Annotated in this window: 21 protein-coding genes, 3 tRNA genes and 1 rRNA gene; 5 read left to right on the top strand and 20 right to left on the bottom strand. The window is 46.9% G+C overall.

Translation table 11 applies throughout. The features are described from left to right. Window positions 1-294 precede the first annotated feature (294 nt). From dnaB to srtB, 9 genes are all read right to left on the bottom strand, one after another. Window positions 295-1,629: a replicative DNA helicase gene (gene dnaB / locus ACY2VT_RS03900; protein WP_347044217.1), complete on the bottom strand. Its 1,335-nt coding sequence runs from the start codon at window positions 1,627-1,629 to the stop codon at window positions 295-297. Window positions 1,630-1,633: 4 nt separating this feature from the next. Then, window positions 1,634-2,080 (bottom strand): 50S ribosomal protein L9, encoded by a 447-nt coding sequence (gene rplI, locus ACY2VT_RS03905; RefSeq protein ID WP_022461613.1) that lies wholly within the window; start codon window positions 2,078-2,080, stop codon window positions 1,634-1,636. A gap of 1 nt (window position 2,081) precedes the next feature. Further along, window positions 2,082-4,127, bottom strand: coding sequence for a DHH family phosphoesterase (locus ACY2VT_RS03910; RefSeq protein ID WP_461878955.1), 2,046 nt, complete (start codon window positions 4,125-4,127; stop codon window positions 2,082-2,084). 189 nt (window positions 4,128-4,316) lie between these two features. Beyond that, window positions 4,317-4,565 carry a 30S ribosomal protein S18 gene (gene rpsR, locus ACY2VT_RS03915; RefSeq protein WP_022461611.1) on the bottom strand — a complete coding sequence of 83 codons (249 nt, stop codon included), beginning with the start codon at window positions 4,563-4,565 and terminating at the stop codon, window positions 4,317-4,319. Between the two features lie 20 nt (window positions 4,566-4,585). Continuing rightward, on the bottom strand, window positions 4,586-5,047 hold the full coding sequence (locus ACY2VT_RS03920; protein WP_055220137.1) for a single-stranded DNA-binding protein: 462 nt from the start codon (window positions 5,045-5,047) through the stop codon (window positions 4,586-4,588). Between the two features lie 11 nt (window positions 5,048-5,058). Continuing rightward, window positions 5,059-5,346 (bottom strand): 30S ribosomal protein S6, encoded by a 288-nt coding sequence (gene rpsF, locus ACY2VT_RS03925; protein ID WP_022461610.1) that lies wholly within the window; start codon window positions 5,344-5,346, stop codon window positions 5,059-5,061. Between the two features lie 147 nt (window positions 5,347-5,493). Beyond that, window positions 5,494-5,685: a DUF951 domain-containing protein gene (locus ACY2VT_RS03930; RefSeq protein WP_022461609.1), complete on the bottom strand. Its 192-nt coding sequence runs from the start codon at window positions 5,683-5,685 to the stop codon at window positions 5,494-5,496. Window positions 5,686-5,792: 107 nt separating this feature from the next. Beyond that, window positions 5,793-6,524, bottom strand: a complete 732-nt coding sequence (locus tag ACY2VT_RS03935) for an NAD-dependent protein deacylase (protein ID WP_461878956.1) — start codon at window positions 6,522-6,524, stop codon at window positions 5,793-5,795. 26 nt (window positions 6,525-6,550) lie between these two features. Beyond that, complete coding sequence (srtB, locus tag ACY2VT_RS03940) at window positions 6,551-7,402, bottom strand: class B sortase (RefSeq protein ID WP_461878957.1); 852 nt, start codon at window positions 7,400-7,402, stop codon at window positions 6,551-6,553. Between the two features lie 207 nt (window positions 7,403-7,609). Between srtB and ACY2VT_RS03945 the strand changes: the two genes are divergently transcribed. After that, window positions 7,610-8,674: a PTS transporter subunit IIC gene (locus ACY2VT_RS03945; RefSeq protein ID WP_117509767.1), complete on the top strand. Its 1,065-nt coding sequence runs from the start codon at window positions 7,610-7,612 to the stop codon at window positions 8,672-8,674. Window positions 8,675-8,761: 87 nt separating this feature from the next. Here the strand turns inward: ACY2VT_RS03945 and ACY2VT_RS03950 are convergent, their stop codons facing one another. The 7 genes from ACY2VT_RS03950 to ACY2VT_RS03980 all read right to left on the bottom strand — a co-directional run bounded on the left by ACY2VT_RS03950 (window position 8,762) and on the right by ACY2VT_RS03980 (window position 19,501). Then, window positions 8,762-10,645: a serine hydrolase domain-containing protein gene (locus ACY2VT_RS03950; RefSeq protein WP_461878958.1), complete on the bottom strand. Its 1,884-nt coding sequence runs from the start codon at window positions 10,643-10,645 to the stop codon at window positions 8,762-8,764. Between the two features lie 177 nt (window positions 10,646-10,822). Continuing rightward, window positions 10,823-12,445: an extracellular solute-binding protein gene (locus ACY2VT_RS03955; protein WP_461878959.1), complete on the bottom strand. Its 1,623-nt coding sequence runs from the start codon at window positions 12,443-12,445 to the stop codon at window positions 10,823-10,825. Between the two features lie 21 nt (window positions 12,446-12,466). Continuing rightward, window positions 12,467-13,366 (bottom strand): carbohydrate ABC transporter permease, encoded by a 900-nt coding sequence (locus ACY2VT_RS03960; RefSeq protein ID WP_022461726.1) that lies wholly within the window; start codon window positions 13,364-13,366, stop codon window positions 12,467-12,469. Window positions 13,367-13,377: 11 nt separating this feature from the next. Further along, window positions 13,378-14,364, bottom strand: a complete 987-nt coding sequence (locus ACY2VT_RS03965; RefSeq protein WP_243030545.1) for an ABC transporter permease — start codon at window positions 14,362-14,364, stop codon at window positions 13,378-13,380. Between the two features lie 252 nt (window positions 14,365-14,616). Beyond that, on the bottom strand, window positions 14,617-16,329 hold the full coding sequence (locus ACY2VT_RS03970; protein WP_461878960.1) for a sensor histidine kinase: 1,713 nt from the start codon (window positions 16,327-16,329) through the stop codon (window positions 14,617-14,619). Then, on the bottom strand, window positions 16,307-17,803 hold the full coding sequence (locus ACY2VT_RS03975; RefSeq protein WP_461878961.1) for a response regulator transcription factor: 1,497 nt from the start codon (window positions 17,801-17,803) through the stop codon (window positions 16,307-16,309). The genes ACY2VT_RS03970 and ACY2VT_RS03975 overlap by 23 nt, the downstream gene beginning before the upstream one ends. Window positions 17,804-17,869: 66 nt before the next feature. Next, the gene (locus ACY2VT_RS03980; protein WP_461878962.1) at window positions 17,870-19,501 is read right to left on the bottom strand and encodes a glycoside hydrolase family 13 protein; all 1,632 of its coding nucleotides are present in this window, start codon (window positions 19,499-19,501) and stop codon (window positions 17,870-17,872) included. 101 nt (window positions 19,502-19,602) lie between these two features. Here ACY2VT_RS03980 and ACY2VT_RS03985 point away from each other — a divergent pair, with 101 nt between their 5' ends. The 3 genes from ACY2VT_RS03985 to ACY2VT_RS03995 all read left to right on the top strand — a co-directional run bounded on the left by ACY2VT_RS03985 (window position 19,603) and on the right by ACY2VT_RS03995 (window position 20,862). Continuing rightward, window positions 19,603-20,565: an AraC family transcriptional regulator gene (locus tag ACY2VT_RS03985; protein WP_055220149.1), complete on the top strand. Its 963-nt coding sequence runs from the start codon at window positions 19,603-19,605 to the stop codon at window positions 20,563-20,565. A gap of 150 nt (window positions 20,566-20,715) precedes the next feature. After that, window positions 20,716-20,787 (top strand) — tRNA-Glu (locus ACY2VT_RS03990). Window positions 20,788-20,790: 3 nt separating this feature from the next. Next, window positions 20,791-20,862, top strand: a tRNA-Cys gene (locus ACY2VT_RS03995). 108 nt (window positions 20,863-20,970) lie between these two features. Here the strand turns inward: ACY2VT_RS03995 and ACY2VT_RS04000 are convergent. Together ACY2VT_RS04000 and ACY2VT_RS04005 are read right to left on the bottom strand one after the other, a co-directional pair. Then, window positions 20,971-21,855: an SH3 domain-containing protein gene (locus tag ACY2VT_RS04000; protein WP_461878963.1), complete on the bottom strand. Its 885-nt coding sequence runs from the start codon at window positions 21,853-21,855 to the stop codon at window positions 20,971-20,973. Window positions 21,856-22,053: 198 nt separating this feature from the next. Continuing rightward, window positions 22,054-24,249, bottom strand: coding sequence for an alpha-galactosidase (locus tag ACY2VT_RS04005; RefSeq protein ID WP_461878964.1), 2,196 nt, complete (start codon window positions 24,247-24,249; stop codon window positions 22,054-22,056). 125 nt (window positions 24,250-24,374) lie between these two features. Here ACY2VT_RS04005 and ACY2VT_RS04010 point away from each other — a divergent pair, with 125 nt between their 5' ends. Further along, window positions 24,375-25,232 (top strand): AraC family transcriptional regulator, encoded by an 858-nt coding sequence (locus ACY2VT_RS04010; protein WP_461878965.1) that lies wholly within the window; start codon window positions 24,375-24,377, stop codon window positions 25,230-25,232. Window positions 25,233-25,390: 158 nt separating this feature from the next. Here the strand turns inward: ACY2VT_RS04010 and ACY2VT_RS04015 are convergent. Together ACY2VT_RS04015 and ACY2VT_RS04020 are read right to left on the bottom strand one after the other, a co-directional pair. After that, window positions 25,391-25,462: transfer RNA gene (locus tag ACY2VT_RS04015), tRNA-Asn, on the bottom strand. A gap of 178 nt (window positions 25,463-25,640) precedes the next feature. Then, window positions 25,641-25,886, bottom strand: a 23S ribosomal RNA gene (locus ACY2VT_RS04020); the annotation flags it as partial.

A 25,886-nucleotide genomic window follows, 5' to 3' on the forward strand; every position in this document is an offset into this window, starting at 1 on the left:
TTCTTCCCTTTATTATAGGATCTGTTATCCCCTGCCGCAAGAAAATTTCATCGTAATATTCCGACAATTTTATACAATTCTATCCAATTTCACGCAAAAAACGTGCCGCGGAAACTTCCCACGACACGTTCTGACACCATACTATTCAGAGCCCCATCTCGATTCCGCTACGCTACATCTCGATGTGGCTTCTCGCCATATGAAATTGAGGGGAAAAGTACTCATTCATGCAAGCATGAGTCGCACTTTTCCCCTCAATTTCGCATGGCTCTGAATAGTTACAAATATTTTCTTTTATCTCTCTGCATTCGCAAATTTCGTATAATCCGGCAGCCAGACCAGATTGACGGTTCCGATCGGGCCGTTTCGCTGTTTGGCGATGATGATTTCCGCGATTCCCTTATTCTCGGAATCTTTGTTATAGTAATCATCTCGATAGATAAACATAACAACGTCGGCATCCTGCTCGATCGCTCCCGACTCACGCAGGTCGGAAAGCATCGGACGGTGGTCGGTACGCTGCTCAACAGCCCGGGAAAGCTGGGATAGTGCAACAACCGGCACATTCAGCTCTCTCGCGAGTGCTTTTAACGAACGGCTGATATCCGAAATCTCCTGCTGACGCGATTCCGAGGAGCTCTTTCCGCTTCCCGACATCAGCTGCAGGTAGTCGATGATGATGATATCAAGGCCGTGCTCCAGCTTGTATTTGCGGCATTTCGACCGCATCTCTCCGATCGAGATACCAGGTGTATCGTCGATCATCAGTCGGGATTCACCGATCATGCCGGCGCTCTCGATCAGCTTGCTCCATTCGTCGTCTTTCAGGTTTCCGGTTCTCAGATGCTGGGAATCTACTTTCGACTCCATCGAGAGCAGACGGTTCATCAGCTGCTCCCGCGACATCTCGAGACTGAAAACCGCAACGGCTTTGTCTTTTTTGAATGCCATATACTGCGCAATATTGAGGACAAACGCCGTTTTACCCATAGACGGACGTGCCGCAATCAGGATAAAGTCAGAGTTCTGCAGACCCGAAGTCTTGTAATCCAGATCCGTGAATCCGGTCGGAATACCCGTGACATTTCCCTTCGTCTTCGATGCACGCTCGATGTTCTCCAGTGTATTGATGACAACCTGACGGATCGGCATGAAGTCGCCGGAGTTCCTCTGGCCCAATAACTGGAACATCTTCTTTTCCGTCTCCTCCATGATGACTTCCACCGGCTCTTTGTTCAGATAGCAGTCATTCTCTATCTCTTCTGTCAGCTTAATGAGGCGGCGCAGCACCGCTTTCTCGCTGACGATGTTCGCATAATGGCGCACATTCGCCGAAGTCGGCACCGCATTTAAAAGGTCGCGGACAAACTCCATCGAACTGATCTCCGGCGGAACATCCTTTTCGCGCAGACGGTTCTGCAGAGTGACCAGATCGACCGGTTTTCCCTCGTTGAACAGCTCCACCATGGCATCAAAAATGACGCCGTACTGGTGCTGGTAAAAATCGTCGCTCGTCAGGATTTCCGATGCCGCCATGATGGCTTCGCGCCCCATCAGCATGGAACCGATGACCGACTGCTCCGCCTCGATGCTGTGCGGAAGGATTCGTTTAATCAGTGCTTCTTCCATAGAATTAGGCTTCTTTTACGATAACTTTCAGCTTTGCAGTTACTTTGGTATGCAGACGGATCGGCACTTCTGTTGTTCCGAGAACCTTGATCGGGTTCGGAAGCTGCATTTTCTTTTTGTCGATGTCGTATCCGAGCTGCTCTTTGGCTGCCTCAGCGATCTCTTTTGCCGATACGCTTCCGAATACTTTTCCGCCCTCGCCGACTTTAATTGCTACGGTAACCTGTTTGTCCTCAATCTCTTTCGCGAAAGCCTGTGCCTCAGCGAGTTGCTCTGCTGCCACTTTATCTTCGTGTGCTTTCTGGAGTTTCAGCTCATTCAGATTTTTTGCGGTTGCCTCGATACCGAGTTTTTTCGGCAGAAGCATATTTCTTGCATATCCGTCACTTACGTTTACAGTCTGTCCTTTTTTACCAAGTGCTTTTACGTCTTCCAGTAAGATAACTTTCATATCAGATTTCTCCTCCATCCTGCATTTCTGTTAAGGTTGATTTCAGGAGGCTTCGCGCCCCCTCCATGTTGACGGTCTCGAGCTGGCATCCTGCCATATTCAGATGACCGCCGCCGCCCATCCGCTCCATGATGATCTGTACATTGACCTCATCGATCGCGCGGGCGCTGATATAGATCACGCCTTTATACTCGGTCAGTACAAAGGACGCCTTGACACCGACAATGTTCAGCAGCTCGTTCGCCGCCTGTGCTCCGACCACCGTCGGGCTGTCCACATAGTCGCTCGGGCATTCGGAAATCGCGAACTGGCCGCGGAACAGCTCCGCATTGCGGATCGTCTCTCCTCTTGCCTTGTAATCGTTCATATCCTCACGGAACAGCTTGCGCACACGCGTCACATCCGCACCGCAGCGGCGCAGGAAAGCTGCCGCCTCGAACGTGCGGACACCTGTTTTCTGCATAAAGTTGTCGGTATCGATCATGATGCCGGCATAGATGCTGTCCGCCTCCACGTTCCGGATGCGGATTCCCTCGGTAAAATACTGGAGAATCTCGGCAACCATCTCGCTCGCGGATGATGCATACGGCTCAATATAGGAAAGCACCGAGTTGCGGATCGTATCACTTCCCTGCCGGTGATGATCCAGCACGACGATCATTTTCGCCATGTACAGCAGATCCTCACACTGTGTGATGCTCGGCTTGTTCGTATCGACCACAACGAGCAGCGTGTTGTCGTCCATGATCTCTTTCGCCTCATGGTTATTGACAAACATGTCCGCCTCATAATCCTGGTTGTCGCGGAACGTATTCATCAGCGGAATGATCGAGCTGGTCGGGTTGTCGATGACGATGTACGCTTTTTTATTCAGCGTTTTCGCCGCACGGTAGATACCGATGGCCGCACCGAACGAATCGGCATCCGGCAGGCGGTGTCCCATGACAACGACCTTCTCTTTCGTGTTCATAAACTCTTTCAGCGCGTGCGCCTTGACGCGGGCTTTGACTCTCGTATTCTTTTCCACAGCCTGCGTTTTTCCGCCAAAATACTGAATCTTCGAACCGTCCTTTAAAACGACCTGATCGCCGCCCCGGCCAAGAGCCAGGTCGATCGCGATTTTCGCATACTCGGAGTTTTTCGCAAACGATCCAGCATCTGCTCCGATACCCATACTGATTGTGACCGCCATCTCGTTTCCGATGTTGATGGTCTTGACGTCCTCGAGGATATCGAACTTTTTCTCTTTCAGTTCATTTAACGAACTCCGGCGCATGACCACGATGTATTTGTCGTTCTCATACCGCTTCACCAGTCCGTCGAGATCGTTGAAATATTTGTTGATCTTTCGCTCGACCAGTGCGGTCAGAAGGGAACGGCGGACCTCCTCGACGCTCTCCAGCGCCTCGTCGTAGTTGTCCAGATACAGAAGACCGGTGACCATCGTTTCGTCCTCGAATTTCCGCATATACTCGCGGAGCTCCGTCTCATCGAACAGATACAGTGCCTGAATAAAATAGCCTTTGATATCTGTGTTGATCATCTCCGAATTCTGGATCAGCTCGTCGATGCAGACGCTTTTTACATGGGCACGGAAATTCTTTTCGCCGTAAGCCACGTTGATGTCGGTCTCCTCCTCATTTTTCGGCAGCCGCTCGACCGTCAGCTCCGGAAAAATGGTGGCGATACATTTATGATACTGTGTATCCTTCCCTGTGATTTTTGTAAACTCTTTGTTGACCCAGAGAAGTTTTCCCTGCGAATCCATAACGGCATAGGGCAGCGCCAGTTCCTGGATCAGATGCTTCTGAACCTGGCCGTATTCGGTCGCAAAGGTAATCAGCTCGTTGATCACCTGCGGACGCTGTCTGTAATAGAGAACTGCGGCTGCGATCACATAGACTGCAAAAAACAGCGTGAACCACATTCCTGCCATCACATCCACAAAATACATGCCGATATTCATCACAAGCATCAGGATGGACAAAATCAGCGGCCATCGAAGATAGCTCCGCAATTGGCCGCTCAACTTCATTTTGCTTTTCATTTCCTAACACCTTTCCAACGTTGCGTGTTGTATTTCGCTCCTGTCTTTCCGATTATACCACTTTGACCTGTACTTTGGCAACAAGATACTTCTGGATACAAAAAAGGTACCCGCCCTTTTCGGGCAGATACCTCTATTTATTTACCGATTCAAAATGAACGTTCGGACAGTGCTTAGCGCAAGTCAGAATCAATCATCTACGTACGGCATAATAGCCATATGTCTTGCTCTCTTAACGGCTACTGTTACTGCTCTCTGATGTTTTGCGCAGGTTCCAGTTACACGTCTCGGCAGGATTTTACCACGCTCGGATACATATTTTTTCAGTTTTGCTGCATCCTTGTAGCTGATCTCTTCTCCACCACAGAAAACACAAACTTTTCTTCTTCTGCGGGCCGGTCTTCTGGAAGCTGGTCTTTCACTATTATTATAAGCCATGATCAATCTCTCCTTTTCTATCAATTAAATGGCAATTCTTCGTCAATGCCATCGGGAATATTCATAAAACCATCGGCGCTGCCCAGGTCAGATGTATTCGCGGACGGAGCCGGATTGTTATGCTGCGGTGCGGAGTATCCTCCGTTGTTTCCGCCTGCATTTTTGCTCTCTGCAAACTCCTGCTCTTCTACAACTACGTCTGTCGTGTAGACCTTCTGGCCTTCACGGTTGGTGTAGCTTCCGGTCTGAATGCGGCCGGTGATGGCGATCTTCGTTCCCTGACGCAGGTATTTCTCTGCAAATTCTGCCTGGCGGCCGAAAGCAACGCATCCGATAAAGTCTGCGGTTGCGGAATCGCCGTCTCTGCGGAATCTGCGGTCAACAGCCAGTGTATAACGGGCTACCGCTGTGGAGTTCTCTCCGGCAGAGTATCTGACATCGGGATCTCTGGTCAATCTTCCCATCAATATAACTTTATTCATTCGCTTACCTCTTAAGCTTCCTTTTTAACGACTAAGTATCTCAGTACGTTATCCATAATACGCATATGGCTCTCGATCTCTGCCGGAGCTGTTGCGTCTGCTTCAAACTGAATAAAGTAGTAATATGCTTCACGCATATGCTGAATTTCGTATGCAAGGCGTTTTTTGCCCCACTCTTCTACTTCGCCAACTGTTCCGCCGTAACGGGTTACATAACCTTTGGCTTTCTCAACTACAGCTGCGCGTTCCTCTTCTTCAAGTTTTGCATTCACAACCAGTGCTAATTCGTACTTGTTCATGCTTTACCTCCTTTTGGACTTTTTGGCACCCCATTTTCATTATGGGGAGCAAGGAATTATTTTTATACGTCACAATTTGTTATTTTAACATAAAAAAGGGCTTATAGCAAGCCCTTTTTCGCGTGTTTTCTTGTTTTTTTCACGATATTACGCATCTTTTTTTCGTAATCCGCGGGTGTTTTTCTCGACCAGCTTGCGTGCTACCATGATCTGGTGGCCGCAGCCGGTGCATTTGAGACGGAAATCTGCGCCGACACGCAGGATTTCCCACTCGCTGCTGCCGCACGGATGCGGCTTTTTCAGTTTTACAATATCGCCTACTTCGTAATGTTCTGCCATGTTTCTTCCGCCTTATTTTTATATTTCCTGACACTTTCCGAGATTTTTTCTCAAGGTTCTCTCTGTATCATCAGAGCCGCACCTCCATTTTTCACAGCTCTGAATTTTCACACCCGGATACTGCCGAGCACCTGTCCGATCGGCTGCTGGATCAGAAGATCTGCGTTGTTGTCCATCGGTGTTGCACCTTTATTAATCAGGACCAGTGCATCGCCCCGAAAATACTGGAGAAGACCTGCTGCCGGATACACAGCAAGCGACGTTCCGCCGACGATCAGAAGATCGGCGGCCGCAATCGCGCGGATCGCACCGTCGAGCACTTTCTCATTCAGACTCTCCTCGTAGAGTACGACATCCGGTTTGATCATGCCTCCGCATTTTTCACATCTTGGAACGCCGCTGCTCCTTCTCACCAGCTCTGTATCGCAGAATGCCCCGCATTTCATACAGTAATTGCGATGTGTGCTTCCATGCAGTTCATACACTACTTTACTTCCCGCCGCCTGATGCAGTCCGTCAATGTTCTGCGTCACAATCGCTTTTAATTTTCCCGCCGCTTCCAGCTCTGCAAGCTTTTTGTGCGCCGCATTCGGTTCTGCTCCGACCGGAAGCATCTTGTCGCGGTAAAAAGCATAAAACTTTTCCGGGTACCGCAGGAAATAGCTGTGGCTTAAAATTGTCTCCGGCGGAACGTCATACTTCTGATGATAAAGGCCATCCACGCTCCGGAAATCCGGAATCCCGCTCTCCGTGGACACGCCCGCGCCGCCGAAGAATACGATATTTTCATGCGTATCAATCAATCTCTGCAGTTCTTCGATTTTTTTTTCCTCTTCCATCTGTCATTCCTCCTTCTGACCAATCATTACCGGTTCCGCCGCACGCCCAGAACGACGAACCGTCCAGTCGTATCGCTCGCCGCACAGGTGGACAGCACAATAATATGGCTGTGTTCATCCATCTCCGGCTGCTCCACCGGGATCTCTGACCGCGCCGCCATGGTATTCAGATACTGTACAAACGCTTCACCCCCGCCGGAATACAGCGTGTAGACATCACTGTCTGCCTCTGTATAAAAGGCAGAAAAAATCTGGTACACATCGTTTGATTCCGGCGTCAGCATCCAGAAATAGACGCTGTCCCTATATTTTTCCTGCTCCTTCATCTGTTTCAACTTTCCGAACATGGAGAGATTCTTCATATTATGACCGTAAACGATTGTGTTTCCATCACTGAAATCATCCTGATTCTGGTAATCGAGGAAAATGGAACCCGCAAAGTTGCTCGTTCCCTCATACGTCGTATGAAGATACGCATCGTTGTCCGGCCCCTGTACGACCGGGTAACTGATGTCGAGAGCTTCAATATAAAGCCATCCCTTCACATCCGGGTTAATCGCTTTTAAGGATTCAAAATCGACAGCAAGCGGCGGTTCTGTCGGATACGACAGTGGTTCCGGCTCCGGTTCGGAAGGCTCCGCCGGTTCGGATTCCGCCTGCGGCTCCTCTGTTTTCGTCGGTGCCGGTGTCTCCGGTGTTTTTGTAATTTCCGTCGTATACTGCTGCAGATCCCGGTATTCATCCGTGCCGGTCTTGTAATCCAGGTAAATGCCGATCAGCTTGTACCCGGAAAAGCAGAAAACAGCAAGTGCCGCTAAAAATACCAGTGTCCAAAGCGGATTGCCGCGTTTTTTCTGTTTCTTTTTCTGTTTTCCCATGCGTCTCCTTTATCACTTTTTTACTGTCTGCGCTGTTTTCCGGAAGCGCTCTGAATTTGTCTCAATTATAAGCGTGCCCCTTTCTTTTGTCAACTTATGCCCCCGGAAAAGGATTGCACCCGCCCCCATCTTATGATAGACTAAAAGTCGACTGACAAGTCACTTGTGAATACAGTAACACACCACATACATGAGGAGGAATTCCATATGCGAACAATCAAAAAAGTCGCCTCGCACATCTTCATTGATGGCTTCGGCGGCATGACGCAGGGTCTTTTTGCAACCCTGATTATCGGTACGATGATTCAGCAGATCGGTCTTCTGATCGGCGGTTCGACCGGAAATGTGATCTATCTGCTTGGAAAAGCTGCCGCAGCCCTGACAAGTGCCGGTATCGGTGTCGGCGTGGCAGTGAAATATGGGGAAAGCCCGCTTGTCACGGTTTCTGCAGCCGTCGCCGCCATGGTCGGCGGTTATGCCGGCAAGATCACCGGCGGCACATTCTTTGTGGACGGAAATGCCGTTCTGGCAGGACCTGGCGAACCGCTCGGCGCTTTCATCGCAGCTTTCGCAGGCATCACCTGCGGCCATCTGGTTTCCGGCAAGACCAAGGTTGATATCATCGTGACACCGGTCATCACCATCGGAGCCGGTTCCGTTGTCGGACTGCTCGTCGGACCGCCGATCTCCCAGATGATGACAGGCCTTGGAAGCATCATCAACTGGGCAACGGAACAGCGGCCGTTCATCATGGGCATCGTTGTTTCGGTCGTCATGGGTATGGTTCTGACACTGCCGATCAGCTCCGCTGCACTCGGCATCATTCTGAATCTTTCCGGTCTTGCCGCCGGTGCCGCAACGATCGGCTGCTGCTGCAACATGGTCGGATTCGCGGTTGCAAGTTATCGGGAAAACAAATTCGGCGGCCTTGTCGCACAGGGTCTTGGAACCTCGATGCTCCAGGTGCCGAACATCATGCGTCATCCACTGATCTGGCTGCCCGTCATCTTCTCGAGTGCGATTTTAGGACCCGTCTCCACAATCCTCGCCAATATGCAGAATAATGCAACGGGAAGCGGCATGGGTTCCGCAGGTCTTGTCGGACAGATCACAACGTATCAGACGATGATCGCTTACGATGATCCGAAGCTCGTTATCATCAAAATTATTCTGCTCCACTTCGTGCTTCCGGCTGTGATCACCTTGTTCTTCTCAGAGGTATTCCGCAAGGCAAACCTGATCAAATCCGGCGATATGGCTTTGAATCTGTAATCTGTATTTTTAAAAGGGAATGGAACTGCGCATCCGGCAGCTCCATTCCCTTTTTTATCCACATTTCTCTTCTGATTTTTTCTGTTTTTACACCGTTTCTTCTGCGTTTTCCGCATTTTCCACTACCGCGGCCGATTCAGCTTCCGCTGCCGCTTCTTCTGTCCCCGTTTCTTCCCCCGGCCGCACACGGTGTGCCTCTACCATTGGCTCAATGGTCTGTGCCATCAGCAGATGGATCATGTCAAGGCTCCGCTCGCGGAACCGCGACGGCAGAAGCGGTGCGATCGCCACATCCGTCACGAGGGATTCAAGGCCCTCGATAATCAGATCCTTGCCCGGCGTCTCATTCCACTCCAGTCTGATCCGCTCGAAATCACGCTGGAAAATGATTTTGACCCTCCGTCTTGCGGCCTCTTCCAGAAATGCAAACTCAAGCTTCAGCACCAGTTCGCCGTCTTCATTCTCCGCAAACTGTCCCGTCGTTCCGAGCAGATACGATTCCTCGTTTTCCACCCATTCTACAACTTTGGACCCCGTAAGACCGATCTCAATGCGCTGTGTTTTTTCTCCCTCGGTCAGCTCGACAAAGAAACGGCCTTTTTCATAGAAGAAACCGATGCGGCGGATGCCGTCGGAAAAGTTGTTGTGGAAGACCTGCAGCGTCAGCGGAAACATGCCGACATGCGTGTCCTCCATTTTATATTCTTTTCCGTGCAGAAGCTGCGCCATGTCGATCTGACGCGGTGTTCCGCTGTTCCGCGGCCCCGGTGTTCTCCGCTTCCAGCCGCCGCGCAGGATTCTTCCCGGTGTCTCTTTCGCGCCCTCCAGATCACGGCAGGTCTGCACCAGCTTCTGATATGCCATCGGGCTTTCCGCCTCGCCGGATTTCAGCTCTGCACCAAATTCCGCGCCGAAATACTTCCGCACAATGTCGAGCATCTCACACGTCTGGAACAGCTCGTTGCTGCCCGCATTCGTCACAATCACCACGCCGGTATCCGGATAACCGAGCACGTTCTGCCCCAGCATGCCATTGAACGCAAAGCTGCCCGGCCGCTCCTCCATCCAGACCTGGTAACCATAGCCATATTTTCCCATCTTTTCCGGCGGTGTCGCATGAACGGAGGTGGACGCTGCGACCCATTCTGCCGGAACGATCTGTTTTCCTTCGAATTTTCCGCCGTTCACGTACATCACCCCGAGCTTGGCCGCGTCCTCCGGGCACAGGAAGAGACCCCAGCCGCCTTTCGTAATCCCTGCCGGGCAGCTCTCCCAGAAAACTTTCCGGATGCCGAGAGGCTCAAACAGACGCGGCCGCAGGTAATCTACCATTTTCATGCCGGTGCGCTCCTGTATGATTGCAGACAGCAGATACGTGTTCATACTGTTGTACTCAAACGCTTCGCCCGGCGTTCCCTTGACCGGCGCATTTAAGAAGCTGTCCACCCAGTCGTTGCCGGAAACAACGCCCATCTCGTTGAACTGTACGCCGCTCTTCATCGTCAGAAGATGCTTCACGGTCAGATTCGGGCGCAGGATCTTCTGCAGCAGACCGTTTCGTTTTTCAAAAATATCATAGACGTTCTCGTCCAGGGAAAGTTTTCCTTCACTGATCAGAAAACCAGCCGCCATGCCAGTGATGCTCTTACACATAGAATACGTCGCATGCCAGATGCCGCTGCGGTATGGGGCGAAATTGCATTCGCAGATGACATGTCCATTCCGCAGGACCAGCAGATGATGCATGTCCGTATGGCGCGCAGCGGCGAGCTCACGAAGCATCTGCGTCAGCTTTTCCGATGAGATGCCCTCGCTCTCCGGCATCACGCGCGGAAAATACGTTTCCGGAGATGCAAAATCCCCGAACGCTTCCTTCTGCGGCGCAAAGTCCGTCTTTCCCATATGTCCTGTCGTCCCACTCATAAATCCCCAGATCATTTCCATTGCGGTTAACTGTTCTTTCGCTGCCATGTACGATGCCTCCTGTCTCATGCGGTTGGATTTCCCTGTTTTTCCAGTTTTCCTCATTATATCCAGATTCCTTGAAAATCGCAATGCTTCTTCTGATAAAAAAGAACCGGCATAGAAATCTGTATTTCAATTTCTGCCGGTTCTTTTCCGTGTGTGATTTTTTTATTTTACTTTAGCTTACTCATTCCAGAGTTTCATACGCTCCTGATAATTCTGTGTGATAACTTTTTCTACATCTTCCAGTCCTGCGTCATTCATTTCGGAAATCATCTTGTCGTACTCTTCCATTGCCGCATCGTGGCTGTCTGCATTAACAATCTTCGGATATTCCTGATCGTAGATATCCTGGATTTTCTGCCATTTCAAGCCATCCGGAGTGCTTCCTGCCGGGGTAAGGCCTGTAAACTCTGCGGTATCCCATCTGTCGTTCTCACCAAAGTGATTCATAGCCACCTGCCGGGTCTCTTTTACTTTATACTGTGTTACATCGTATGGAGTTCCGTCTGTACCATTTCCGTTCTTTACAAACCAGGTCCATTTGCGGACGCCGGTATCCAGTTTTGTTTTGTCAAAATCCGTCTGGAATCCTTCAATCAGATCATCGTTCGGAACGTGTTTTCCATCTTCCATATTCCAGTTGGTTCCCTCAATACCCCACATCAGAAGATACTGTCCTTCTTCGCTTGCAAGGTAGTTGATCATCTTCATGGCTGCTTCCGGATTTTTACAATTCTTGGTGATCGCGATTGCATCCCAGCCAAGTGTACTTCTTCCGGAGTAAGTAGTTTCATCTGCACTGATTCCGTTTCCAAGGACTTTATAGGAATAGAATTTTGCATCTTCTCCTACAGAAGAAGCAAGTGCTGTATTTGCTGCATCGGTATCCCAGTAGGAAGCAAAGGTACTGAATACGTTGCCTGCAGACAGTTTCTGCGTCCACTGATTTTTCTTGTTGACAACCCACTCTTTGTCCAGAAGGCCTTCGGTATACAGTTCATTGGCAAAGGACATCATCTCTTTGAAGTTTGGTGCTTTGGCAACATGTTCCAGATTGTCCCCATCCTGATAATATGTTTTCAGACCATACATTCCTTTTAATGTTCCATCGTAGTTTTTGGATTCTGCATCAAAGGTAATGGCAATACTCTCTTTTCCGTCAATGGTCGGATGAAGTTCTTTGAATTTCTTACAAATGTCAATATACTCTTCCTGTGTAAATGGCTCATCGCTGTCTGCGCGGTCTTTTCCAACGATTTCGCACAGATAATCATAGCGCATCAGAACACCGGCTACCGGATCCGGATCTTCTCCGTACCAGTTATTCAGATAGTAATTCTTTCCATCGGTATAACGACTCTTGTTTAAGGTTTCCCCGTACATCTCTTTTACATCCGGGCCGTACTCATCGATCAGATCATTCAACGGAAGCAGTGCGCCTGCCTCAATGTAACGGTTTACAATATCATTTCCACGATCCATCAGGACGATATCCGGGTAATTCTGACCGGTCAGCATCAGGTTCAATTTTTCCAGCGGATCTCCGGTTGGATTTTCTACCTGAATTTTGACACCTGTTTTTTCCTCAATTGCTTTTGCAACTGGATCATCAAAGGTATTGCTTCCGGAGTTTTTGTCAAAGATAGAAATCGTAACTCCGTCTGTTGATACCTCGCCCGATGCAGATGATGCACTGCCGGATGCAGTACTTGATGATGTACTGCCATTTGATCCGCATCCTGCAAGCATTCCCGCTGCCATCAGGACACTCATCGCCATTGCGATACTTTTTTTGAACTTCATTTTCTTTTCCTCCTTCTATCATCAGCTCTTTACAGATCCGAGCATGATTCCTTTAACAAAATATTTCTGAATAAACGGATAAACCATGATAATCGGAATGGTCGCAATCATCGTAGCAGCCATTCGAATGCTGTCCGGTGTAATGGTCTGTGACGCCTGATTTGCCGCCTGGTTCGCTGATGAAGTCTGATACTGATTCAGAATTTCAACCAAAATGGACTGCATTGTTTTTAAAGACTGTGCATTCGTAAACAAATATGCATCGAACCAAGAATTCCAATGTGTAATTGCAACAAACAGTGCAATAGTCATAATAATCGGCTTGGACAATGGAATTACCATTTTAAAGAAAACTGTCAGATCATTTGCTCCGTCAATTTTCGCCGATTCAAAAATCTCTGCCGGCATTCCCTCTATATAATTCTTTACCAGAATCATATTATAAACACTTACCAGGTTCGGGAAAATAAATACAATGAAATTATTCAGCATTCCAAGGCTCTTTAATACCATATAATACGGAACCATTCCGCCGCCAAAATACATGGTGAAGATAAAGAACAGGTTCAGCTGTTTCCGGAACAGCAGCTCTTTTCTGGAAAGCACATAGGCAAGTGCTGTCGTGACAAGGACCGCCAGCGGTGTACCAATTGCAGTACGAAGTACAGTGATCAGAATGCCATGCAAAAATGTGGCACGTCCCAGAATATCTTTATAACTTGCCAGACTCAGTTTTCTCGGCAGAAAGTAGAGCCCGCCGCGCAGTGCATCGGTTGCATCGTTAATGGATACCACAAAAATGTTCCAGAACGGATACACACAGATCACAGTAACTAACACCAGAAAAACCACTTTGAAAATATCAAGAAACCAGTCACTGGCACAACGTTTTCTTTTGATTTTAATTGCTTTTTCTCTCATTTTCCTTCCTCCTAAAACAGTGCCGTATTATCATCACTGAATTTCTTCGAAAGTGCATTTGCACTGATGACCAGAATGAAGGAGACTGCGGATTTAAAGAATCCTACTGCAGTACCGTAAGAATACATTCCGTTTTTCAGACCATAGCGGTATGCATACGTATCAAGTACATCAGAATAATTTAAAATAGCATCATTAGACATCAACAGCTGCTGCTCATATCCTGTATTCAGAACACCTCCGATTGCCAGAATCAGAAGAATCATAATGGTCGGCTTTAATGCCGGAAGTGTGATATGCAGAATCTTCTGCATTCTCGTCGCACCATCCACATCCGCTGCTTCATACATATCCTGGCTGATGCCGGAGATTGCCGCCATATAGATAATCGCATTGTATCCAAGTACCTTCCACGCATTTGCGATCGCGATGATCCACCAGAAATATGGTCCTTTCTGGAAAAACAGAATCGACTCATCGGTTAATCCGAAGAATTTTAACAGATTGTTGATGACGCCGTCTGAAGAAAGGAATGTAAGGAAAATGTTTGCCGCAATAACCCAGGAAATAAAATAGGGAATATAAGATGCGGTCTGTACAAATTTCTTTGCCTTCTGGTTTCGAACTTCATTCAGGCAAAGCGCCAGAATGATTGGCAGCGGGAATGAGAATAACAGTGTCAGTAAGCTGGTTGCCAGTGTGTTTCTCATGATTTTTGTGAAATCTGTGGAAAAGAAATACTTGAACCAGTCAAGACCGACAAACTGCGAATTCGCCATATCCGCAAAATAGCCGCTACCCTGCGGCGTGTAGTTGATGAAGGACATATACAGTCCTGTCATTGGTGCATAGCAGATCAGAATGACCCATACCAACGATGGAATCAGCAGTAAAAACAGATATTTCTGTTTCCAGAACCGTTCCGCGAGGCTTTTTTTGTGCTTTGCATGCACGTTTTCTTTTTTCATGCCTTCTCCTTCTTTCTTCTTTTTGTTCATCTTGTACACTCTTGCTGTCTATGTTTCCATTCTAATGGATAGTCTGTCCTGCAACAATCTCACTTTTTTATGATTTCTATCTCGATTTAACGGAGTTTTATAATTTTCTTTTTTATTCTGTTGTTTTCTTACGATTTCTGTCAATATCTAACGAAACAGAAACCGGCTGACGGGCAAAATCACCTTTATCAGCCGGTTTCTGTTTCCTTTTCTATGCAAACAATACGAAGTTATTTCTGCTTTGTTGATTTTTTATTCGTTTACTGGAATTCTGACAGAAACTGTCGTTCCATATCCTTCCTGGCTTTCTATTCGGACACCATAATTCTCTCCATAAGCCAGACGAACCCTGTTTGCAACATTTCTCAGTCCATATCCTTCCTCTGAGCGCCGCAGAGAACTTCGCAGTTTAATCAGTTTTTCCGCCTCGATTCCACATCCATCATCTGTCACCTGGAATACCACATCCCTTTCTTCTTTTTGAATTCTGACCGCAATGTGGAGAACTTCTTCCTCTTTTCTCGCATGGTGAATGGCATTTTCAACCAGCGGCTGCAGAAGAAGTTTAATGGTTCGATATGTCAGTACTTCTCTTGCAATCTCATACTCCACCTGTACGCTGTCCCGAAAACGCATCTGCTGGATTTTCAGATAGCTCTGCAGCAGTTCCACTTCTTCCTGGATGGAAAGCACCTGTTTTCCCTTATTCAGGGAAATCCGGTAGAAGCTGGACAAATTTTTGACCGCCTGCATCGTCTGTTTTCCACCTTCCCGCATCGCCAGTGCTGAAATAACCGCAAGTGCATTGTAAAGAAAGTGCGGATTGATCTGTTCCTGCAGCAAATTCAGTTCGCTCGTCTGAATCCGGATTTTCTTTTCGTAATTTTCCCGAATTAGCTCCTGAATCTGATCACTGAGCTGATTAAACGCCAGCCCGATCTGTCCGATCTCATCTTCTCCCATATTTTCCAGACGGTAATCAAATTCTCCCTGTCCCATCCGTTTTGCTGCATACACCACTTTCTGCACCCGCGTGGAAAGCCATCTTGTGTAACAGATAATGCAGAGAAATACCATAGCCGCGCTGCAGAGGATCAGGAACATCATCCTTCTTGAAACAGCTTTTGCGTCTTTTAAAACCGTCTCCTTATCCGAAATCACAAGAATTTTTGTTCCGAAAACTCCGCTCTGGATATTTCCGATTTTTGAAATGCCGTCACGCTCAAACTCAATCTGCGCTTTCTGCTCCAGATCCTCTTCCGGCATTCTGGTCCGGATCGGAAGGCCTGCCATTTCCGGTTCGGAAGCAGCCAGAATATATCCTTTTTGATCCACCAGATAAATTTCATCGGTGGAATTTATTGTTTCGAGGAGGGGCTGTATCTGCTGATTTTCAATCTGTAACGACAGTACGCTCTTCATCCCGCCCTGTGGATAAAAATTCATCAGACGATTCATATGAAATGCTTTTCCGTCTCCAGATGTCCCACAGAATACCGTTTCCCCTATCGCATCAAATGTCAGCACACCTTCCCTCCGATCTAGATCCTGCATGGAATAAAAATAATAATTATCCTGCGGAAGCGTTTCATTGTTGCTGTAAAAACAGATTTTGTAAATTCCTGCATTCATCAGACAGATTTCGCTGAGCTTCTTATCAATATAGTAAAACATATCTTCATAAGAATCGTTGCTGTAATCCTGAAACAAATATCCGCTCAGCATCTGATCCACATACAGCACCTCCAGAATTGTTTCGTAAGGCTCGACCATCGTAGAAAAATTTTTTTCAATTCGTTCTGCTTCCTGTTCTGCACTCTGATATGCTTCAGTAAGAAGCACATTCCTTGTTTTTCCATAACTGTACCAGGTAACACACAGCATTGGAATCAGTGCCAGTACCAGATAGCCGATCACCAGTTTAAACTGAAAACTCCGATTTTTATACCATTTTACGATATTCATTTGGTGTCACTCCAAATCTTTTCTGAAAAACAACGCCAAAGTAAGAAACATTTTCATATCCAACCGCCAGACTCACTTCCCGTACTTTATTTTTCTTATTCTTTAACAGTTCCGCCGCCCTCTGCAGACGCATTTCCGTATTATATTCCAAAATCGTTTTTCCTGTTGCCTCTTTAAACAGGCTCCTCAGATAATTCGGAGACAAACCGACCTCCGCGGCCAGTTTCTCGATATCTGCGCTTTCCGAGCAGTGCTCCTGAAGATATGTTTTTACCTGATAAACGGCATAGTAATTTGGATTTTGATTCTGTTCTTCAAAAAATGCCAACATCCGTTCCAGATACTGCTTCATCTTTTCCCGCATCTGATAACTGTTGTTTGCTTCAAAAATTTCATTTTCTCTCAAAATTTTTTCTGCTTCCATCCAGTTTTCCAGCAGTTCATCGCTCAAAACAAGACGGTTCCATAGATACATATAGAGATTGTAAACTTCTCCCGCAAATGTTTTCGGCGCAAGCCCCTTTAGCTGTTGAAAATAATCTTTCATGGTCTGCAGCGTTTCCTGCTTTTTCCCGTTGCTGACCAGACGACAGATTTCTTCTCTCCGCTTCTTCTGTTCCCGGAAATGATATGCTTTTTCCTCTTCCGTTTCTTTTTCATCTGCACAGAAAAGTTCTGGTGGATCCATATGAAATGCCAGAACACAACAGTTCCGAAGTTTTTCCGCCTTTTCGTACAGGCAGTCAGCTTTCCATGCTCCACTGCACCATCCAACGGCTCTCGGTGCGTCTTCTTTCAAATCATTCCAGATCTGAAATGCCGTATCTTTCACCGACAGATACCCCGCCAGCAGCAGAATGCTGATCCGTTCCGTTTTGCTGATGTAACGGATGCCCTTGTATTTTTCCTGAATTTGGCTACAGATGTTTTCTTCCGTTTTTCCATAAACCGCTATGATTCCGAACCTGCACTCTTCCAGTTCTTCTCCAAATACACCACGGAAATTTTTCCGTAAAAGCTCTGTTTCCTGTTTTTCCCGCAAAGCCATTTCCAGCAACTGCTTCGCCGCCGTTTTCCGCGACCAGTCTGCTATCTCACTTTTCTCCAGTTCACTTCTCACTTTTTTCAGACATGCTTCTACTTCTTCAATCGTAAATGGCTTTAAAAGGTAATCCACGGCATTCACCTGAAAAGCGGAATGGATATAGGAAAAATCATCATATCCTGTCAGAAAAACAATTTTGCATGGATATCCCCGGCGTACGATCGTCTCTGCCAGTTCAATTCCACTCATTCCTGGCATCTGAATATCCGTAATCACAATATCTGCCATATTTTCTTCCAGGCACTCCAGTGCCCTTCTGCCATTGCGCGCGGTAAATACCCTGGAAATCCCGTTCTTTTTCCAGTCAATATAATCCCGCAATGTCTCCAGTTCAATTTCTTCATCTTCTACAAGAAGAACGCGATACATTTTCTCCCTCCTGTTTCCAGTTGCTCCTGCAGTTTTCTTCTCCTGCTGCTTTTCATTTCTGTCTTTTTACTGCAGAAGTTCAATCATATACGCCTCATACGGCTGTAACTTCCACACTTCTTTTGTGAGACTTTCTGTATCATTATGAACCAGAACCGTTCCTTTTGTCAAATCATATCGGGCTTTCATCTCTGCCGCGGTATCCCGGAAATTGCAGAGCACAATCAGCTTTTTCTCTCCCAGATTTCTCTCATAAGCAAAAATATCCGGATTTTCTTCCTCAATCAGACGGAAATCCCCATAAACAAGAGTGTCATTTTTCCTACGCAGCGCAATTAGTTTTTGATAGAAATAGAAGAGGGAATCCGGATTTTTTCTGCTGTTTTCCACATTGATCTCCGCGTAATTCTGATTTTCCGCCATCCACGGTGTTCCCGCTGTAAATCCGGCGTGTTTTTCCGCATTCCACTGCATTGGCGTCCGCGCATGGTCCCGGCTGTTCCGTGCAAGATAGGTACGAATTTTTTCTTCCTCCCAGCCTTCTTTTTTACGGTCTTCGGCAAAATTTACAGACTCGATATCCTGATAGTCCTCGATCCGAAGCCCTGACACATTTGTCATACCGATTTCTTCCCCCTGGTAAATATAAGGAGTTCCTTTCATCCCATGGAGAAGGACAGCCAACATTTTTGCTGATTTTTCCCGATACGGTTCCCTGTCATTTCCAAAGCGCGATACGACACGCGGAAAATCATGGTTTCCCCAGAACAGGCTGTTCCATCCTTTTTCTTCCAGTCCCGTCTGCCATTTTTCAAAGAGCTGCTTCAGTTGCGGCAGCGTATACGGTTTCGGATCCCAGTTTCCACTTCGGATGCCGTCGATTCCCATCAGTTCAAACTGAAAAATCATACTGAGCTCCTGGCTTTCCGGATCAGAATACTGCTGTGCCATTTCTACCGTAGCACCTCCGGTTTCCCCCACTGTCAGGATCTGTTCTGATTTTCCATACGTATTCTGATTCATTTCCATTAAGTATGTATGAATCTGCTCTGAATGAGTATCATTTCCTCCATGTCCATCTTTTACAATATTGTCAATTGCATCCAGCCGGAAACCACGGATCCCTTTATTCATCCAGAACTGGATCATCCGGTACAGCTCTTTCCGAAGCGACGGATTTTTCCAGTTCAGATCCGGCTGCATTACACTGAAACTGTGATAATAATATTCCTGAACCTCCGGCACCCATTCCCAGGTGCTTCCTCCAAAGAATGCTCCGCCGCCTTCTGGCGGCTGCTCCTTCGTTCCTTCCTTCCAGATGTAAAAATCATGGTATTTACTGTTTCGATCCTTTCTGGCTTCCAGGAACCATGGGTGCAGATGGGAACTATGATTTAAAACAAGATCCATCATGACCACAATTTCCCGCTTTTCACAGGCTGCGATCAGTTCTTCCAGCTCTTCCATTGTGCCCGCTTCTTCCATTACTTTATAATAGTCACTGACATCATATCCATTGTCGTAATTAGGAGAATCGTTAAAAGGTGAAAGCCAGATGGCTCCAACACCAAGCTCCTGCAGATAGTCCAGCTTCTGCAGAATCCCTCCAAAATCGCCGATGCCGTCTCCGTTGCTGTCACAGAAGCTTCTGGTGTAAATCTGATATACGGTTAAGCTATGCCACCACTCTCTTTTCATTTTCTGTCCTCTCTTTCTTTTTTCCCATAAGAGCAGTATAATGATATTATCTTATATTTTCTAACCTGATTTTCGTATTTAATGAAAGGATTTTGACTTTTATGAAAAAAGAACGTTCAAAAGAGCTCTTTTCTCCTGAATCTTGTTCCCCTGTTCTTTCTGGCGGAATCCGGGATTTTACCGTGCATGGAACCGAACCTGTTCCGCTCCATATCTATCATCAGGATTATGCTCATGGCGGGCTCTCTGTTCCTTTTCACTGGCATAAAGAATTAGAATGGATCTGGGTTGAAAAAGGTACTCTCACTCTGACACTGAAAACTGAAACCCGGACAATTTCCGAAGGTACTTTTCTTTTCATCAACAGTCACGAACTGCATCAGCTCTGCAGCATTGGAACTACCCCTTCGGTTCACCATGCCCTTGTATTTCTTCCAGAAATTCTCTCATGTGCCTATCTGGATTCCTGTGAAGCAGACTGGATTCGTCCGCTGCTCTCTCATCAACTGCTTCTTCCGGCTTTTCCATTGGAAGAGCTTTCTGCTGCTGAAGCCTCCTCTCAGACACAGAAAACATTTGTACTGACATTATCTGAGCTTTTCCAGGAAATCCTGTATGCATACGATACCAAACCCATCGGCTGGTTTCTTCTGATCAAAAGTGACATGTATCGGATTCTTGCACTTCTGGCGCAATACCAGCTTTTTCTTCATCCGGAACCCCTCTGCACTCGTAAAAAAGAAAGATCTGATCAGTGTAAAAAACTCTTACGTTATATTCAGGATAACTATGATTCTAAAATCCGTCTTTCAGATCTTGCTGCTATACTCAATATGAATCCACAATATTTTTGTCGTTTCTTCAAAACGCACTTTCACACAACGCCTATTTCCTATATCAACCAGTACCGCGTAACCCAGGCCGCAGATCTTCTTACCGGCAGCTCGCTTTCTATCTTGGAAATTGCTCTGCATACCGGATTTGAAAGCCCCAGCTATTTTGCCAGCATTTTCCGCCGGACTTTTGGTATGTCACCGGAAGAATATCGAAAAGCCATGCCCTGACCCGGCAAATTTTTTCCTTCTGAATGCACGGCAACACAAATCTCAAAAATTTTTGATTTTTTTTCAAAAAGCACTTGCCAAACTCGTTTTCTTATGATAATATACTATTTGTCGCTGAGCAAAAATCACGGCAGACAAATCAAAAACTTCGGCTCCGTGGTCAAGCGGTTAAGACATCGCCCTTTCACGGCGGTAACACGGGTTCGATTCCCGTCGGAGTCATATGGCGTCGTAGCCAAGTGGTAAGGCAATGGTCTGCAACACCAGTATCCACCGGTTCAAATCCGGTCGACGCCTCTTCTTTCCCGGAAACAGATAGTTTCCGGGATTTTTCTTTTTCAAAATTATTTCAAAAAAGCTGCCGGTTCTGTTTGCTTCGGCAGCTTTTTTGAAAATATCATTTTTTTAATTTTCTTTTTCTTTCACATAGTCTTCATACACATACGCCGTTTTTCCCTCATACGAAATCTTGTACCATCCGTTCTCTTTTCCGAGCATTTCCACTTCTTCCCCTGTCGTCAGAGCTCCGATAACCTGGCTTGTGCTGACGTTGGGTTCTGTACGTACATTGACCGGTGAGATACAGGTGACGGTTTTCTTACCCTTCTGCTTTTTCACGCCATCCGAATTATTTTCTGCTTCCAGCGCTCTTTTCTGCTCCTGGCAGGCCGTCTGAAATGTTTCTGTCAGCAGCTCATTGTCCGGGAACTGCAGAGACTCCAGTATTTCCGGCACGATTTGCTGTGTATCGTTGCTGCCGCTTCCTTTTTTCCATATGATCTGATACCCTTCATTCTCCGTTTTCACCCCGCAGAAAAATGCAATCGGAATCTGCTGGGAATTTTTTACCTGGAAACGATAAAAGGAACTCTCGTTATCTTTTCCTTCGTTAGCTGTTTTCACCATAAAATCGCTGATGCTGTTTTCCCCTGTTATTTCATTCGGATAGAGCAAATTTTCAGCGCTCTCTTCGTCCTCCGGAAAATCCATAAGTATCACTTTTGCCATTCCTTCCCGATACGATATCTCAAGACTTTCCCCATCTTCCGATATGAAACTGCATTGGATTTTTTCATCTCTCATTACATTCCAGCCTTCTGGAAGTGTGATTATAATATTCTGGTATGTAGAAAGAAACTCTTTTTCACCATCTTCTGACTCATCCTGGACATTGGATGCTCTTTCGGAGACAGCCGATGGATTCTCCTTTTCCACCTGCTGGTTTCCACATCCCATTACCACAATAGTTGTCATCAGAAGAACAGCTAAACAGTTTTTTCTGTTTCTCATGTACAATTTCCTTTCTTGACAGTTCCGTCTTTATTTTCTGTCAGAAAACTTCTTTTGCTTATTGTATCACAACTATTTTTGCACTGTAAAGAGTACGTTCCTTCCCTCCCGCTTTGATTTTCTTTATGCAAAAAAAATCTCCAACCAGATTGAGGTTCCCTCCCTCTCAAATCCAGTTGAAGATTTTTCTTATCTTTTTTATTTTACTTCTGTAAATTCGACCCGGATACTCTCATACTCTCCCAGCACCTGATGCAGGGTCAGCCCCGCACGGTTCCAGGTACGGCCCGAACGGATTTCACCGTCCAGGCTACAGCGGTACAGCTTATCCTCTGCAAGACCGCACACTTTCGTGTGAACCGGAAGCATATTTCCTTCTGCGTCAGTCTTTACGATTGTAAGCAGTGCGCAGCTCTGATCTTTTGCCACGAACTCCCATGCCATGAAATCCTGTTTTTTCAGTCCGGTCAGACGGTAATACAGGCCTTCGTGTGTGAGCTCGTAATATTCATGCATCGCAGCAACCTGCTCTTTTACCATCTCTTTTTCTTCCTCTGAAATCTTATTCAGATCCATCTCATAGCCGAAGCTTCCTGCCAGCGCCACATCGCCTCTCGTCTGGAATGGTGTCACACGGCCGGTCTGATGGTTCGGGCATACCGAAACGTGGGAGCCGACGGTGCTGATCGGATAGAAGAACGAGCTTCCGTACTGGATGGAAAGACGGTTAATCGCATCGGTATTATCACTGCACCAGATCTGCGGGGAGTAATACATCATACCGGCATCATATCGTCCGCCGCCTCCGCTGCAGCCCTCGAGCAGCAGATCCGGGCATGCGGCAAGGAAACGCTCGAGCAGATCATAAACGCCGAGTACGTAACGGTGATACAGCTCCCCGTTTCTGTTCTGAGCTGCCACATGGCTGTAAACATCGCAGACACTGCGGTTCATATCCCATTTGACATAATCAATCTTTGCATCATGAACGATGGTTGTCAGACGCTCCAGCAGATACTCGCGCACATCCTCACGCGTCATATCAAGTACAAGCTGATTTCTGCTGTGGTTCGGCACACGGCCAGGAATTGCAAATGCCCAATCCGGATGTGCACGGTAAAGATCACTGTCCTCGGAAATCATCTCAGGCTCAAACCAGAGACCGAATTTCATGCCCATCTTGTGAATTTTTTCTGCAAGCTGCGCCATGGAGCCGTTCATCTTTTTCTCGTTGACGAACCAGTCACCGAGACCACTGTTATCATCCTCTCGTTTTCCAAACCAGCCATCGTCAAGCACCAGCATCTCAATGCCAAGCTTTTGCGCCTGTTCTGCAATTTTCAGAATTTTTTCTTCGTTGAAATTAAAATAGGTTGCTTCCCAGTTGTTGATCAGAATCGGTCGTTTGGCATGCTTGTATGTGCCACGGCAGATATGCTCGCGGATGATCTCATGATACTGCTGTGACAGTTTGGTAAAACCGGTTCCGGAATAGCTTAAGATTGCCTGCGGGGTATCGAACGCCTCTCCTTTTTCCAGATGGAAGCAGAAATTGGTCGGATGAATACCCATCTGAAAACGGGTCTGATTTTTCTGATCCTTCTGTGCTGCCGCAACAAAGTTTCCGCTGTAAACGAGGCATGCGCCGATGCAGGAACCGTGTGTCTCACCCGCACCCTCCTCGCAGAGGATCACAGCCGGATTGTAATGATGGCTCGATGTACCACGGGTGCTTCCGATCTCGACTTTTGCGTGCTGCACCGGAATCCGCTCCGCCGTACGCTCCATCGCATGACGACCCGAGAAATAAATCATCTCATAATTTTCATACATCAGATCCATGCTGAATGACAGCATTTTTTCCAGCTCAATCGCCGTTTCTCCGTGATTTTCGAGTCTTGCCGCTCTCGTAATCACATTTTCATTTTCAAATACACCGTAAAACAGTTTCAGAACAATATCGGAAGCCTTCTCCGTCATTGTAATAACAAGAGTCTCACCTTTTTCTTCCTCTGTATCGTACAGCGCCGGCATTCCGGGAATGGCATAGGAATGATCCAGAATTTCGTACGAATCGAAACGGAAATCTGCTGCAAAGCTGCCGTCCGCATGGCGGATCTCAATCATATCATCACGGAAATCACCGACACCACTTCCCGGAATTTCCTGCGGAAGTGTATCAAGAGAATATTTCCGGTTAGGGCCTGCTTCCTCCGGATTTCCCGCAAATCCCATATCCGTACAGAAAATCAGACCGGAAAGATTTTCCTCACCGATTTTTTCTCCATAGTAGAGATGCAGAAGCACATTTTTGTCATCTGCGAACATCTGGTAACTGCTGTCTTTTGTCTGGAGGGTAAATAACCGTCCATTTTCACTTACTTTGATTGCCATGATTTTCTCCTCCTGCGGCATCTTGCAGTATCCTGCAAAACACGATATAATTTTACTGATATTTCGGAATCTCATCCTTTGTGACATTCCAGCTTTTCTGATGATTCATTTTGTGAGGTATACTTATGGAAACTTCCTGGACACTTCCTGTCCCAAAGCATAAATTTTCGGATCTTTATCTCTGCTTCTGCGGCTACGAAGCCTGCCAGCCGTTCCACAGCTACGGCCCGGCTGTCCGCCCCAATTACGTGATCCACTATATTATTTCCGGGAAAGGCACTTTTACCATCGGAAACCGCACTTACCGTTTAACCGCCGGACGGGGCTTTTTCCTGATGCCAAATGTCCGCACCTACTATGAAGCCGATGCGGATGATCCTTGGACCTATCTCTGGATCGGTTTTGACGGCGAAAAAGCTGCCTCTTATGTACAGGAACTCGGTCTTTCCGAGGAGCACCCTGTCTACCAGTGCAACTTTTCCGGTGAACTGCAGTCCCTCTTGTTTCAGATGCAGAAGCACAATACCTATGACACCTCTGACCAGTATCTTCTGGAAGGCTGTCTGTACCAGTTTTTCTCAATTCTTTCCCGCGAAATCACGCTTGCCGATCCTTCTGCACGGGAGATCGGCAATCTTTACGTGGAAAAAGCCGTTGAGTTTATCCGAAATAATTATTCCAATGAAATTCTTGTCTCGGATATTGCCAGATATGTATGCATCAACCGGAGTTACCTTTATACCCTGTTTCAGAAATATCTCCATACCTCACCGCAGGACTATCTTTCTTCCTGCCGGATCACGCGTGCGCTTGAGCTTTTATCATATACGGATCTCTCCATCGAAACGGTCGCTTTTTCCTGTGGTTACCGGAATGCCGAAGTTTTTACCAAAGCCTTCCGCCAGAAGCAGGGCATGACGCCAAGTGCCTATCGGAAAAAGTTCCGCCTTGACACGACTCCTGACTCTGCACATGTTCCGTGATCTGTCTGATTTTATTATAACGAAATCTTTCTTCCATGAACAGGAAGAAATGTTATGGAAAACCGTCAAAATGTTAGATGGCGTTTCTTAATGGCTACAGACAGCAAAAAAGCGATACAGTCATGATTTCTCATTTCTGTATCGCTTCTTCATCTTAGCTCCCCGAGTTGGGCTCGAACCAACAACCCTTCGGTTAACAGCCGAATGCTCTACCATTGAGCTATCGAGGAATACCTCCGGAATCTTTTCCTGACAATCGTTACTATAACACAATCTTTTTCGAAAAACAAGTATTTTGCGGAAAATAATTACAAAAAGCCACCGGATCTCTCCGATGGCCTTTCCGATATACCTTCAAAACCGCACATACTTTACATCTATCATTCCATTTCTGTGAACACAACCAATTAGGTCAAGCCCTCGACCGATTAGTAACAGTCAGCTCCATGCCTTACGGCACTTCCACCTCTGCCCTATCTACCTCGTCGTCTTCAAGGGGTCTTACTTCTTTAAGAATGGGATATCTCATCTTGAGGGGGGCTTCACGCTTAGATGCCTTCAGCGTTTATCCCTTCCCGACTTGGCTACCCGGCCGTGAACCTGGCGGTTCAACCGGTACACCAGAGGTCAGTCCATCCCGGTCCTCTCGTACTA

Source organism: Fusicatenibacter sp., assembly GCF_050872605.1.
Taxonomy (GTDB): Bacteria; Bacillota; Clostridia; order Lachnospirales; family Lachnospiraceae; genus Fusicatenibacter.

What these genes read in the sequence shown, in the direction of transcription:
- dnaB (WP_347044217.1), bottom strand. Translation starts at nt 1,629, where the DNA reads ATGGAAGAAGCACTGATTAAACGAATCCTTCCGCACAGCATCGAGGCG.
- rplI (WP_022461613.1), bottom strand. Translation starts at nt 2,080, where the DNA reads ATGAAAGTTATCTTACTGGAAGACGTAAAAGCACTTGGTAAAAAAGGA.
- ACY2VT_RS03910 (WP_461878955.1), bottom strand. Translation starts at nt 4,127, where the DNA reads ATGAAAAGCAAAATGAAGTTGAGCGGCCAATTGCGGAGCTATCTTCGA.
- rpsR (WP_022461611.1), bottom strand. Translation starts at nt 4,565, where the DNA reads ATGGCTTATAATAATAGTGAAAGACCAGCTTCCAGAAGACCGGCCCGC.
- ACY2VT_RS03920 (WP_055220137.1), bottom strand. Translation starts at nt 5,047, where the DNA reads ATGAATAAAGTTATATTGATGGGAAGATTGACCAGAGATCCCGATGTC.
- rpsF (WP_022461610.1), bottom strand. Translation starts at nt 5,346, where the DNA reads ATGAACAAGTACGAATTAGCACTGGTTGTGAATGCAAAACTTGAAGAA.
- ACY2VT_RS03930 (WP_022461609.1), bottom strand. Translation starts at nt 5,685, where the DNA reads ATGGCAGAACATTACGAAGTAGGCGATATTGTAAAACTGAAAAAGCCG.
- ACY2VT_RS03935 (WP_461878956.1), bottom strand. Translation starts at nt 6,524, where the DNA reads ATGGAAGAGGAAAAAAAAATCGAAGAACTGCAGAGATTGATTGATACG.
- srtB (WP_461878957.1), bottom strand. Translation starts at nt 7,402, where the DNA reads ATGGGAAAACAGAAAAAGAAACAGAAAAAACGCGGCAATCCGCTTTGG.
- ACY2VT_RS03945 (WP_117509767.1), top strand. Translation starts at nt 7,610, where the DNA reads ATGCGAACAATCAAAAAAGTCGCCTCGCACATCTTCATTGATGGCTTC.
- ACY2VT_RS03950 (WP_461878958.1), bottom strand. Translation starts at nt 10,645, where the DNA reads ATGGCAGCGAAAGAACAGTTAACCGCAATGGAAATGATCTGGGGATTT.
- ACY2VT_RS03955 (WP_461878959.1), bottom strand. Translation starts at nt 12,445, where the DNA reads ATGAAGTTCAAAAAAAGTATCGCAATGGCGATGAGTGTCCTGATGGCA.
- ACY2VT_RS03960 (WP_022461726.1), bottom strand. Translation starts at nt 13,366, where the DNA reads ATGAGAGAAAAAGCAATTAAAATCAAAAGAAAACGTTGTGCCAGTGAC.
- ACY2VT_RS03965 (WP_243030545.1), bottom strand. Translation starts at nt 14,364, where the DNA reads ATGAACAAAAAGAAGAAAGAAGGAGAAGGCATGAAAAAAGAAAACGTG.
- ACY2VT_RS03970 (WP_461878960.1), bottom strand. Translation starts at nt 16,329, where the DNA reads ATGAATATCGTAAAATGGTATAAAAATCGGAGTTTTCAGTTTAAACTG.
- ACY2VT_RS03975 (WP_461878961.1), bottom strand. Translation starts at nt 17,803, where the DNA reads ATGTATCGCGTTCTTCTTGTAGAAGATGAAGAAATTGAACTGGAGACA.
- ACY2VT_RS03980 (WP_461878962.1), bottom strand. Translation starts at nt 19,501, where the DNA reads ATGAAAAGAGAGTGGTGGCATAGCTTAACCGTATATCAGATTTACACC.
- ACY2VT_RS03985 (WP_055220149.1), top strand. Translation starts at nt 19,603, where the DNA reads ATGAAAAAAGAACGTTCAAAAGAGCTCTTTTCTCCTGAATCTTGTTCC.
- ACY2VT_RS04000 (WP_461878963.1), bottom strand. Translation starts at nt 21,855, where the DNA reads ATGAGAAACAGAAAAAACTGTTTAGCTGTTCTTCTGATGACAACTATT.
- ACY2VT_RS04005 (WP_461878964.1), bottom strand. Translation starts at nt 24,249, where the DNA reads ATGGCAATCAAAGTAAGTGAAAATGGACGGTTATTTACCCTCCAGACA.
- ACY2VT_RS04010 (WP_461878965.1), top strand. Translation starts at nt 24,375, where the DNA reads ATGGAAACTTCCTGGACACTTCCTGTCCCAAAGCATAAATTTTCGGAT.